The 11,300-nt window shown below is 60.9% G+C and carries 11 protein-coding genes; 5 read left to right on the forward strand and 6 right to left on the reverse strand.

Going from position 1 to position 11,300, the window contains the following annotated elements:
• Positions 1–130: 130 nt before the first annotated feature.
• Together PQQ96_RS10155 and PQQ96_RS10160 are read right to left on the reverse strand one after the other, a co-directional pair.
• The gene (locus PQQ96_RS10155; protein WP_408291313.1) at positions 131–514 is read right to left on the reverse strand and encodes a hypothetical protein; all 384 of its coding nucleotides are present in this window, start codon (positions 512–514) and stop codon (positions 131–133) included.
• Positions 515–933: 419 nt separating this feature from the next.
• Positions 934–1,857, reverse strand: coding sequence for a LysR family transcriptional regulator (locus PQQ96_RS10160; RefSeq protein ID WP_408291315.1), 924 nt, complete (start codon positions 1,855–1,857; stop codon positions 934–936).
• Positions 1,858–1,987: 130 nt separating this feature from the next.
• Here PQQ96_RS10160 and PQQ96_RS10165 point away from each other — a divergent pair, with 130 nt between their 5' ends.
• The gene (locus tag PQQ96_RS10165) at positions 1,988–2,392 is read left to right on the forward strand and encodes a carboxymuconolactone decarboxylase family protein (protein ID WP_408291317.1); all 405 of its coding nucleotides are present in this window, start codon (positions 1,988–1,990) and stop codon (positions 2,390–2,392) included.
• A gap of 108 nt (positions 2,393–2,500) precedes the next feature.
• On the opposite strand, the gene PQQ96_RS10170 is transcribed toward PQQ96_RS10165, so the two are convergent.
• Positions 2,501–3,430, reverse strand: a complete 930-nt coding sequence (locus PQQ96_RS10170) for a LysR family transcriptional regulator (protein ID WP_408291318.1) — start codon at positions 3,428–3,430, stop codon at positions 2,501–2,503.
• A gap of 95 nt (positions 3,431–3,525) precedes the next feature.
• Between PQQ96_RS10170 and PQQ96_RS10175 the strand changes: the two genes are divergently transcribed.
• On the forward strand, positions 3,526–4,815 hold the full coding sequence (locus PQQ96_RS10175) for an MFS transporter (RefSeq protein WP_408291320.1): 1,290 nt from the start codon (positions 3,526–3,528) through the stop codon (positions 4,813–4,815).
• Between the two features lie 488 nt (positions 4,816–5,303).
• Here PQQ96_RS10175 and PQQ96_RS10180 read toward each other — a convergent pair whose 3' ends face one another.
• Both PQQ96_RS10180 and PQQ96_RS10185 read right to left on the reverse strand, forming a co-directional pair.
• Positions 5,304–5,852, reverse strand: coding sequence for an IS630 family transposase (locus tag PQQ96_RS10180; protein WP_408291321.1), 549 nt, complete (start codon positions 5,850–5,852; stop codon positions 5,304–5,306).
• A complete protein-coding gene (locus PQQ96_RS10185; RefSeq protein WP_408291323.1) occupies positions 5,849–6,310 on the reverse strand; it encodes a helix-turn-helix domain-containing protein in 462 nt (153 codons plus the stop codon). Before PQQ96_RS10185 ends, PQQ96_RS10180 begins: the two co-directional genes overlap by 4 nt.
• A 73-nt stretch (positions 6,311–6,383) precedes the next feature.
• Between PQQ96_RS10185 and PQQ96_RS10190 the strand changes: the two genes are divergently transcribed.
• Together PQQ96_RS10190 and PQQ96_RS10195 are read left to right on the forward strand one after the other, a co-directional pair.
• Entirely contained in the window at positions 6,384–7,781 is a 1,398-nt protein-coding gene (locus tag PQQ96_RS10190; RefSeq protein WP_408291325.1) for a purine-cytosine permease family protein, read from the forward strand.
• A gap of 255 nt (positions 7,782–8,036) precedes the next feature.
• Positions 8,037–9,047, forward strand: coding sequence for a porin (locus tag PQQ96_RS10195; protein WP_408291454.1), 1,011 nt, complete (start codon positions 8,037–8,039; stop codon positions 9,045–9,047).
• 103 nt (positions 9,048–9,150) lie between these two features.
• On the opposite strand, the gene PQQ96_RS10200 is transcribed toward PQQ96_RS10195, so the two are convergent.
• Complete coding sequence (locus tag PQQ96_RS10200; protein ID WP_408291327.1) at positions 9,151–10,050, reverse strand: LysR substrate-binding domain-containing protein; 900 nt, start codon at positions 10,048–10,050, stop codon at positions 9,151–9,153.
• A gap of 140 nt (positions 10,051–10,190) precedes the next feature.
• Here PQQ96_RS10200 and PQQ96_RS10205 point away from each other — a divergent pair, with 140 nt between their 5' ends.
• The gene (locus PQQ96_RS10205) at positions 10,191–11,219 is read left to right on the forward strand and encodes an ABC transporter substrate-binding protein (RefSeq protein ID WP_408291329.1); all 1,029 of its coding nucleotides are present in this window, start codon (positions 10,191–10,193) and stop codon (positions 11,217–11,219) included.
• Positions 11,220–11,300 lie beyond the last annotated feature (81 nt).

The raw sequence follows: 11,300 nt of genomic DNA on the forward strand, positions 1-11,300 counted from the left end.
GGGGCCTTTTCAGGAGGGGGAGGCCCACACCAGACGCCATGATCTCGTTGCCGTCAGATGCACTTGTCTGGCGCGACATGCCCGATCATAGGGCGAGAGACCTTCGGCGGTGCGAAGACCTGGATGCGCCCTATGTCTTTGGCAGCGAAGATTTTCCACCGCGTCGGCGTGGCTTCGGCTCGACGCCTACTCGCCAATCGCGCGCGAGCACGAGCGACGTCATCCTTTCCGCGATGTCTTCAAACGCCGGGTCGGCTTGCGGGACATACAGCCATTTTCCAAGCACAGGATGCGGCCGCAAAGCGGGCATTTCTTCAGTCAGAGCGGCATGGCGCTCTTGTGATGTGCACACCAGCAAGCCATTCCACGGCGCGTCGCGATCAGCCGCAACCAGACATAACAGGCCGTCGACATAGGCGGCATCGCAGCCGAACATCGGCTTGCGAACGTAAGTAGCATCCCGCTCCAATGCTTCAAAGATCCAGACGAGCGAGTTGCGGATGGTAGATGGCATCGGCGTGACGTCCTTGGGGACTAAAGCGAAGATATGCGTCAACGACTGAGTTGATTCGTCTTCGATCTGAACACCGCGCGCGATCCGGTCGCTGATGTCGCGGTAACTTAAGCGGTAGCTCGATTATTATAGGTATTCGTCCATCGCAGGAGTGAGCGACATGCTTGTCTATATCTTTCGGGGACCCGGTCGGGTGTTCGGCTTTACGGCAGACCCGGCAGGGGCGAATCTGCCGGCAAGATTTGCTCCCTGGGTTTCATTCAGGTCAGTCGAACTGAGCCGGGACAACCCGACTCCGGGCGTTGACTCGGGAGAGTGTCTGGACGACATCGAGACGCGTGGATTCCACATCACGGATGCTCACGTTCGCATTACTGATCAGGTAGTTTGATGCCGTCTTGTGAACGGATCATGCCCGGCTAACCAGCAGCGTTGCGCCGCTTCCTCGGCGACGAAGCGCGCCCGCCAAAACGCTCGACGATGAAGTCCACGAACGTGCGAATCTTCGGCGGCGGGTGACGGTCCGCGACCGTCAGCACATGCATCGACCGTGCGTGCGGCACATAGTCGGGCAACAGCGTCACCAGCCGGCCGGCGCGAAGATCGTCGTCGAGCAGGATCTCGGGCTGCATGATGATGCCGAGTCCACTGAGCGCAGCCATTCGCAGTGCTTCGCCATTGTTCGCGGTCAGGGTCAACGACACCGGCACGACGATGTCACCTTCGGGCCCCTGCAGCCGCCAGTTGCGCCCCGCGACCGGATGCGCGAATCCGAGACAACTGTGCTGCGCGAGATCGTTGGGCGCCACGGGCACGCCATGCCGTTCGAGATAGCCAGGCGTTGCGCAGACCACCGATCGGTACGGACGCAACGCACGCGCGACCAGAGATGAGTTCGCGAGCTCGCCGATACGTACCGCCACGTCAAACCCTTCATCAACGAAGTCGATGGCCCGATCGCTAACGACGAGGTCGATCGCGACATCGGGGTGCGCCGCACGATAGTCGATGCAGGCCGGCGCAAGCGCATGGACGCCGAACGAAACGGGTGTGAGCACGCGCAGCCGGCCGCGTGCCTCGCCATGCAGTTCGGCGCCGATCGCCTCGGCGTCGGCCACGTCGGCGAGAATGCGCCTGCATCGCTCGTAGTAGTGCTGCCCGAGTTCGGTGAGACTCTGCCGGCGCGTGGTGCGATTCAGCAGCCGGCCGCCCAGCAGTGTTTCGAGCGCCCGGATGTGATGCCCGACCATGGTCCCCGTCAGCCGGAACTCCTCCGCAGCGGCCGCGAAACTGCCGCGCTCCACGACCCGCACGAAGATCGTCATGCTTTCCAGTCTGTCCAATTGCGAAGTGTCCTTTGGTTATGTTCGAAGCGACGCGGTCTTTTTCTGCCAGCTCTGCGCGGCAACAATCTCGACAGGGACGTGGAGTTCTCCACGTACGACATCGCAGACCATTGAGGGAGAGGCATGCGTGCTATCGCAACCGACACTTCGTGAACGCGGCGCAGCGCTGCTCGAGCAACTGCACGGTGCCGGATCCGCCCAGGCGCTGAAGGCCGATATGGAAGGGCTGTGCCCGGACTTCGTCGAGATGTCCATCGAGTGGGCCCTGGGTGGCGTCATGGCCCGCCCGGGGCTCGACCTGATCACACGCGAGCTTGTCGTCATCGCGTCGTGCGTGGCGCTCGGCCATCCCGTCACGCAGTTGCGCGCGCACGTTCATGCCGCACTTGCGGCGGGCGCGACCCGCGAGCAGGTCATTGAGTCGATCCTGCAGTTGATGTTCTACGCCGGGGGCGCGTCGGTGCGCAATGCGCTCGTGCATTGCCGCGATCTGCTGGTTGTGCCGACTGATTCAGTTACGGCTGCTGCATGAATGGAAGCTGGGCCGCGCGGTTTGGCTGCCGTTCACAGATCGCATCGGCCTGCCTGGCGGCTTTTCTCGAACCGGGCCCCTCGCAAATTCAACCGGACGGCATGTATGTCACGCAGTTGAATCCGCAATGGATGGCATGGCCGAATCGCTTTCCAGTCTCTCCACAAGCGCGTCGCGCATCAACGCGACGGGCCGCACCAGACGACCGGGCAGCACGCCATGCAGGAGCCAGGCGTTCAGTACGTTGTGGAAATCCGTCACATCGACCTGCTGCAGTGACTCGCGGTGTGCGCTGCGCGCCAGCATTTCCGGCACCGCGAGCCCGATGCCCATGCCCCGCGCCACCAGCGAAAGCTGTAACTCCGACCCAAAGGCTTCGACCGCGACGTTGAACGGCAACCCGCCCGCCGACATCGCGCGGCTCAGCGTCGAACGCATTCCGCAGCCGTCCTGATTCAACACCCACGGGTAACGCGAGAGCTCGGCGAGCGTCGTCGGTTCTTCAGGCAAGCCAAACGAACGCGGCGCCACCACGATGACCCGCTTGTCGCCGAGCAACGTCGCCGTCATCGTCTCGGGCAGCGGAATCCCAGGGGGCATCAGCACGACGGCGGCATCCACCGCGCCGTGCTCGACTTTCTGCAACAGGCCCGGCGACCAGCCTGCCGTCACGCGTAGCGTCAGCTTAGGAAAGGTGCTGCGCAAACGGTCGATGGGCCGCTCGAGCGCGAGCTCGGATAGAAACGGCGGGACGCCGATTCTCATCTCGCCCGTCGATTCGCTCTCGGGCGACGCCACGGCCATCAGGTCGTCGACGGCGCGCAACACCGTGCGCGCAAGACCGTACACCTCGTTGCCCGCCGCTGTCGGCTTGAGCGGTTTGCTCTGCCGGTCCAGCAACTCGGTGCCAAGCATCGTCTCCAGGTTCTGTACGCGGCGTGTGAGTCCAGGCTGTGTGAGAAACAGCTTCTCCGCCGCCCGTACCATCGATCCGCTTTCGACTACCGCCACGAACGCCTGCAGGTCACGCGTATTCATAACAAACTCGCATAAACATTATCGAGATATTTCAATTGTCGCATAACATCGGCGTCCGTACGATAACCCGGAATGAAATCAACCGGAGTGGAGCGATGACTCGACCCGCCGAGACGGCTGCGCGGCCTCTGTCTCCCCTGTCTTCTACGCCCGCAGTTTCAGCGGCGCCTGGTGCCGTCCTGACCGCGCCGCTTACCTTGTTTTTCGCCGCGGCGGTCGGCGTGATCATCGTGAACCTGACGGCGGCGCAGCCATTGACGGGGCCTGTCAGCCGCGCGCTGAACCTGCCGCCCGAACTTGCCGGACTGATCGCCATGCTGCCGCAATTGGGCTATGCGGCCGGCTTGCTTTTGCTCGTGCCCCTGTGCGATCTGGTTGAGAGCAGGAAGCTCATTTTTCGGACACTGATGTCCTGTGCCGTGTTTCTTGGCGTTGCGGCGTTTGCGCGGTCGGGCTGGCTGTTTCTTGCAGCGGTGTCGCTCGCGGGTGCGACGTCGAGCGTGATCCAGATGCTCGTGCCGATGGCGGCGTCGATGGCGCCGGAACACCGGCGTGGGCGGGCGGTCGGCAACGTGATGAGCGGGCTGATGATCGGGATTCTGTTGTCGCGTCCGCTCGCGAGCGTGATTGCCGGATCGTTCGGCTGGCGCGCATTCTTTGGCATCGAGGCGTGCGCTGACGCATTGCTGGCGGTCGTCCTGTACACCCAGTTGCCCACCCACAAGCCGCTCGCGACGGCGCGTTATCCAGCGTTGCTGCGCTCCCTGTGGACACTGCTGCGCACGGAACCTGTCCTGCAACGTCGCGCCACGCTGGCAGCGCTCGGGCTCGGCGCGTTCAGCGCGTTCTGGACCGCCATCGCCTTGCTGCTGGCGGAGCCGCCGTTCTCGCTAGGCATGCACGGCATCGCCGCGTTTGCGCTGGCTGGCGCGAGCGGGGCGATCGTCACGCCGCTCGCGGGTTATCTCGGCGATCGCGGGGCGCAACGCATCACACAACGGATCGCGCATCTGTTGATGATTGCGGCCGTGCTCGTAGTGGGCGCGGCAGGTGCAGGCTGGGGCGGATTCCCGGTAACGGCACACCCCGGTCTCGCGCTCGCGCTGCTGGTTGTCGGCGCGGCAGCGCTCGACGCGGGGCTGATCACCGATCAAACGCTCGGACGGCGCGCGATTAATCTCATCAATCCGGCGGCGCGCGGCCGATTGAATGCGCTCTTCGTGGGAATCTTCTTTATCGGCGGCGCGGTGGGTGCCTTGCTGTCGGGGGCGGCGTGGGCATGGGCCGGATGGAGCGGTGTTTGCTCGGTGGTACTGGCATTCACGATTGCCGCGCTTCTGTTCGGATTCTTCGACCGTGGTACGCGTTCTGACAGTTCGCATTGAGGCGGGGTTGCGTAGAAGCCGCGCGATCATTGCAACATGTCTATACATATCGTTCATCTTATTTCAATCCGACTGAAGTACTTGGGGCAAGCTCGGCCCTGGATGGCCTGCCGCACAATTTGGCTAAAAGTCAGCTAACTCTCGCCAAGTAGCCGCCTTTCTTCAGGAAATATCGTTTCTGACAAAAGCGAAAGCTGAGATCTTATATATGCGAACCGGGTAACACCCTATTTGCACGGAGTTGTCTATACAAGTAAATTACTACCCGGCGTGATCAAGTTCGACATGACCGGGTACCAAAAGCGCCCGCCGCCAAGCGAGTAAACCGCTGCTCGCCTCCGATTCGCCAGATAGATAAAGGGGCGGCCTGCGCCGCCACACCCGTAACTCCAATAGTCCGTTCGCCCGACTCAGCGTCGAGCACGCGGCATCTGAAGCGTTCTGGAGACAGTTCCGTGGCAATTCCCACCGAAAACCCTGCTAAGTGTTCACGAAAAATTGACTTGGAATTTTGTGCCGTATCCGTTCAGCAGTTCGGCGAGTTCAGCGTCGATGGTTTCTTTTGTCCAGGTGACGAAGCGTCGCCAGTGATATTTGAAATGTTTCCAGACGATCTCAATCAGATTGAGCTCGGGACTGTATGGCGGCAGATGGAAGAGGAGCGTTTTGTGTTCAATGAACCAGCGATCCAGCGTAGCCTGGTCGACGCTGTGATGGATGCTCGCGTTATCGAGCACGATCACGGTGGGTTTGCCGTCGCCCTGCTGGAGCAGCGCTTCGATGAATTCGACGACATGGAGTCGCTTGACAGTGCGCGTGTGCGCGGCATGGATCAGCGCATTCTTGCCGAAGTCGAGCGCACCGATGATCGAGCGCCTGCAGTGGCTGTTGGGTTCAATGGCATGGGGCAAGCCGCGTGGTGACCAGCTGCGCTGAACCGGTGGTGCTGCGCAAATGCCCGCTTCGTCCAGGTAGAACAGGCGGCATTGCCCGTCGCGGGCGGCGACCTGAAGTTTGTCGAGCGTGGCCTGCTTCATGGCGAACGCCTCTTCGTCACGCTTTTTTTCAGGGTGTAGCGGTTGCGCTTGAACGAGAAGCCTTCGCGCTTGAGAGCCTCTCCGAGCGTTTCGATGCGGCACGGCAGCGCCTCGCCACGCATCTCCTGCACGCGTTGCGCAATCTGGCCAAGGGTCAACGACTCGGTTCGCGCCACCTCAAGGGCCGTGGTGATCATTGCGTCAGACAACGCAGGCGGACGGCCACCGTTATGGCCACCCATCAGGCCGCACACCCCGCTGTCGCGCCATGCGTGCGACCAGTTGTAGACGCTCTGTGCGCTCACACCAAGCTGCTCGGCAATAACCTTGGGCTTGATCCTGCGCCCGAGCATCAGCAGACCCGCCGCTCGCGTGCGCGTGTCCCGATGTTTGTGATTGATCGACAGCTGCTGCAACGTCGTTTCCTCGGCTTCGCTCTGTTCTACAACACACTTCATCCGCTACCCCGGCATCAGAAGGCGCCAGGATAGCCAAATTCAAATCGATTGACCAGGAACACTTAGCGGCGCGTTGATCGAATCCCGCTCGATTGACTACATTCCCGATGCAGAAAGGCATGGCAGCCTGTTTAGCCAGTTCACGCTCTGGCTATCGGCCAACCTGCAGATCACGGCCATCGTGACGGGCGCGCTCGCTGTCGTACTTGGCGGGGACGTGTTCTGGTCGCTCGTCGCCTTGGTGATCGGGCAGATCATTGGTGGAACCGTCATGGCACTGCACGGCGCTCAGGGGCCACAACTCGGGCTCCCGCAGATGATCTCGAGCCGGGTGCAGTTCGGCGTGTACGGCGCGATGATTCCCATTGTGCTCGTGTGCCTGATGTATATCGGTTTTTCGGCAAGCGGTTCGGTGCTGGCCGGCCAGGCGGTCGCGCAGTTGTTCAACGTTGACGACTCGCTCGGCATCGTGATGTTCGCCGCCGTGATCGTGCTCCTGACGATCTTTGGCTACCGCTCGATTCACTTCGTCGGGCGCATTGCCAGCGTGGTGGGCGTCGCGGCTTTTGTCTTCATGTTTGCACAGCTCTTCGCGCGTCACGACGTCGCCGCGCTGCTCGCGAACCGGCACTTCACGCTCGCCAGTTTCCTGCTTTCGATGTCGCTGTCCGCCTCGTGGCAGATCGCGTTCGGACCGTACGTCGCGGATTACTCGCGCTACCTGCCGCGCTCGACCTCGTCCGTTCGCACGTTTCTCGCCGTTGGGCTCGGCTCGGTAATCGGGGCACAGGCTGCGATGACTTTCGGCGTGTTCGCTGCGGCACTCGCAGGAAGCCAGTTCTCGCACCACGAGGTGTCGTACATCGTCGGACTGGGCGCGACCGGCGCGGTTGCCGCGCTGCTTTACTTCAGCATCGCCCTCGGCAAAGTCACCGTCACGACGCTCAATGCTTATGGCAGCTTCATGTCGATGGCCACGATTGTCAGCGGCTTTCGCGGTCAGCGCGCCATATCAACCCGTCACCGCCTGCTTTACATCCTCGGCATGGTAGGGGTATCGACGTTGGTCGCGCTGGCAGGCCGCCATTCGTTCCTGAAGGAATTCTCAGCGTTCATCCTGTTCCTGCTCGCCTTCTTCACGCCGTGGAGCGCGATCAACCTCGTGGACTACTACTGCTTTACGAAATCGCGCTACGACGTCCCGGCGCTCTCGAATCCGGACGGCCGGTACGGCCGCTGGAACGGCATGGCCATCGCGATCTATGTCGCCGGGGTGCTGGTTCAGATGCCATTCATTTCGACCAGCTTCTATACGGGGCCGCTTGTCGATGCACTCGGTGGAACGGACATCTCGTGGATTCTCGGTCTTATCGTACCCGCGGTGCTCTATTACGCGTGTGCTCGCAACGCCTCGCGCACTATCCCCGAGCGTCTGATTCTCCCGGTCGAGCAAGGCAAGGCACGTAGTTGAAGTACGTGTAAGCACTTCCTTTTAAGGTCTTCCGCGGACACGCACGGCCCGTTGCCATACGTGTCCGCGGCATCCGCACCGTGTGCGACCTGCACGGAAGACCGCCGCTCCCCGTTTTTCCAGACTGAACACCACGGCGCACGCCGGCCACCTCGGCAACGAGTGGCACATTGATACCTTTCATTTATTTGAATAGTAATACTAATTATGAAAAAAAATAGCTTGTGCCACGCCTTCTCCTACGTTGGCTACGGCATGCAGTTCGCGTGCGCGACCACGATTCTGCTTGTACCTCACTACGCGTTTGCGCAGGATAACGTGACGCTGTACGGGTTGGTTGACGAATTCGCCCAATACGTCAACACCGGCAACGGTTATACAGCTGCGCTCGGATCGAGCGGCCAGTGGGGCAGCCGGTTCGGTTTGAAAGGCTCGGAAGATATCGGCGGGGGCCAGAAGGTCATCTTCAACCTTGAAAACGGCTTCAATCCGAATGACGGCACGCTGGCCGAGAGTAACTCGATGTTCAACCGGCAAGCGTGGGTGGGCTTGTCGGGTTCGTGGGGGCAGGTGCGAGCGGGGCGGCAGAATTCTCCGCTGTTTTACGACCAGAGCGGGCAGGACGCGTTCGGCGGCGTGACTCAGGCATCCGGCATGGATAACCTGACGACGTTTGCCTACCGCACGAGCAACACGGTGTCCTACATGAGTCCCGAAGTCGGCGGATTCCAGGCGGGGGTCTATATCGGACTAGGCGATGCCGGCGGCTTCCAGTCCGCAGGTTCCAGCAAGCAGTTCGACGCGACGTACGAACACGGACCGTTTGCCGCTTTCGTAGCAGGCCAGTGGCTGAAGAACGTGAATGCGACGACGACGGACCACACGATCATGGCGGGCGTGTCGTATGCGATCGGCAAAGCAACCGTCTATGGCGGCTATTCCGCCGTGAAGTGGGATGATATCGACATCGATGCACGGGTATATGGCCTGTCCGCCAAGTACCAGTTCAATGCGGACAATAGTCTCGCACTGGGCTATGCCTACCTGCATGACAGCACTTCGCAGGGCAATAACGCCGATCAGGTGGGACTGATGTACGAGTACGACCTGTCGAAACGCACCAACTTCTATGGAGCCCTGTCCTTCCTGCGTAATCGAAACGAGGCGAGTTATACACTCGCCGGCGCGGCGAATCCCGGCTTGCCCCTCGCTTACCCAGGAGCGGATGCACGCGGTGTACAGGTCGGGATTGTGCACCGGTTCTAATTCCTTTCTGGCATCAGTCTGAGGCGCTGGCACGTGCGCTTTCTTAAGCGGGTGTGCCTGTCGGTTCTACCCATCATTCCATGCCGACGGCGCCGGCTGCGAGTCAGGCATGAGGGCGGCCTATTCGCTCCTTAACTCTCTCTCGCACGAAGTCCACGAAAGCGCACGTGAGACGCGACGGCGGCTGCCGGTCGGATGTGACGACACCGTATTCAAACGGAATCGCAGGCATAAAATCATGGACGGAAACCGCTTCCGTCATATAGTCGGTGGATACCGGATCAATGACCGACACACCGGCGCCACGTGCCACAAACGTTGCAATTGCGGCTGACAACTGACACTCCGCGCTCATCACGCGTTCAATCTGCCGCGCAGCGAAGATATCGTCGACGATGCGACGCGTATCGTACTCCCGCGGAAACGAAATGAACTTCTCGCCGGCCAGGTCCTCGGGAGTAATGACCCGCTTGCGCGAAAGTCGGTGTCCCTTAGGCAAGATGCATTTCATATCGGCACTGAACAGCGTCTCGAGTTGCACGCCAGGCTGCCATGTCGTGTACGTCACGAATCCGATGTCGCATTGCTCGCTCGCCACAAGTTCCCCGACCAGTCTCGTACCGTGAACGAGTAGCGACACTGTCACCCCTTCGTGTATCCGTGTGAAATCGCTAATCCACTCCGGCAGCAGGTTCAACGCCAATGCAGGTGCCGCTGCGATGTTCAGCGATCCCCTCGTGAGCGAGCGAATTTGCTGCGCCGCGTGGGCGATGCGCTCGACGCCGATAAATGAACGCTCCACTTCCTGATAGAGCAGCAACGCGTCCGGAGTAGGGAAAAGTCTGCCTTTCTCGCGGGTAAACAGGCTGAAGCCGATTTCCGTCTCCAGATCGAGGATCAGGCGTGTCACGGCTGGCTGCGTAACGTGCAGCATTTCGGCTGCCCGCGTAATTGACTGCCGCAGGATCACCGCCCGGAACGCTTCAAGCTGCCGGCTCTTCATCTCCTACCTCATAACATTTAGGCATCGATTGCCAAGAATATCTGATTTGACGGTCCCTATTTGGCGCACAAAACTGTATGAATGCCGGGATAAAGCCGGATAAACAGCAGCATAACATTCCGATATCGATGGAGACTTCAATGCGCAAACGTATCGTCCCGATCATGCTCGCCGGCGTTTTTGCTGCCGCGCAGGCCCACGCTGAAACGACGCTCTACGTCGGCGCTTTCGGCGGATCCTTCGAACAACTCCTGCGGGAAAAGATCATCCCGCCGTTCGAAAAGGCCAACAATGTCAAGGTGGTCGTCGTTCCGGGCGATTCCACGACGACGATGGCGCGGCTTCAGGCGCAAAAAGGCAAGGAAAACCTCGATGTCGTGTTTCTCGACGACGGTCCGATGTATCAGGCGATCCAGCTCGGTTTTTGTGACACCCTCACCGATGCGCCGGTCTACAAGAACCTGTACGACGTAGCCCGCTTCAAGAGCAACAAGGCGGTGACCATCGGGCTGGACGCCACGGGCCTCGTCTACAACGAGCGTCTGTTTGCCGCGAAGGGGTGGGCGCCGCCGACCTCGTGGCACGACCTCGCCGATCCACGCTACAAGGGCAAGGTCGAATTCCCCACCATCAGCAATGGCTATGGCCTGCAGGCGCTCATCGTGCTGGCCCATCTGAACGGGGGCAGCGAGCAAAACATCCAGCCTGGTTTCGACACGGTGAAAGCATCGATCGCACCGAACGTGCTGTCATTCGATCCGTCGCCGGGGAAGATCTCCGAACTCTTCCAGAGCGACAGCATCGCGCTTGCCGCATGGGGCGATGGCCGCTCGCAGGCATTGCGCAACCAGGGCGTGCCGGTCAAGTTCGTCGCGCCAAAGGAAGGGGCGGTCGTACTCGGGCTGAGTATGTGCCCGCTCAAACATGACGCGCCGAACGATCTCGCCCAAAAGTTCGTGCAGTACTCGTTGTCGCCAGAAGTCCAGGCGCTGTACGCAGACGAAGAAGGCGTCGCGCCGGTCAACAAACAAACTCAGTTGCCGGCGGCCGTTGCCGCGCGTGTACCGGGTCCGAGTGCGGTTGCGAACATGCTCAAGGTCGACTGGGACGTGGTCAACGACAAGCGCGCGACGTGGACCCAACAATGGAATCGTGACGTAGAACGCTGACTGTTTGATGGCACCTGTGCGCGGTGGGCGACGCTGCCGGGTGCCTTTCTGTGGTCGCCAGAGGAATCGCAAGGTCTACCA

Origin of the sequence: Paraburkholderia sediminicola (assembly GCF_046027825.1) — a bacterium.
Taxonomy (GTDB): domain Bacteria; phylum Pseudomonadota; class Gammaproteobacteria; order Burkholderiales; family Burkholderiaceae; genus Paraburkholderia; species Paraburkholderia sediminicola_D.

Coding starts and splice junctions, on each gene's coding strand:
- PQQ96_RS10180 (WP_408291321.1), bottom strand. CDS start 5,852: ATGAAGCAGGCCACGCTCGACAAACTTCAGGTCGCCGCCCGCGACGGG.
- PQQ96_RS10185 (WP_408291323.1), bottom strand. CDS start 6,310: ATGAAGTGTGTTGTAGAACAGAGCGAAGCCGAGGAAACGACGTTGCAG.
- PQQ96_RS10205 (WP_408291329.1), top strand. CDS start 10,191: ATGCGCAAACGTATCGTCCCGATCATGCTCGCCGGCGTTTTTGCTGCC.
- PQQ96_RS10195 (WP_408291454.1), top strand. CDS start 8,037: ATGCAGTTCGCGTGCGCGACCACGATTCTGCTTGTACCTCACTACGCG.
- PQQ96_RS10200 (WP_408291327.1), bottom strand. CDS start 10,050: ATGAAGAGCCGGCAGCTTGAAGCGTTCCGGGCGGTGATCCTGCGGCAG.
- PQQ96_RS10170 (WP_408291318.1), bottom strand. CDS start 3,430: ATGAATACGCGTGACCTGCAGGCGTTCGTGGCGGTAGTCGAAAGCGGA.
- PQQ96_RS10175 (WP_408291320.1), top strand. CDS start 3,526: ATGACTCGACCCGCCGAGACGGCTGCGCGGCCTCTGTCTCCCCTGTCT.
- PQQ96_RS10155 (WP_408291313.1), bottom strand. CDS start 514: ATGCCATCTACCATCCGCAACTCGCTCGTCTGGATCTTTGAAGCATTG.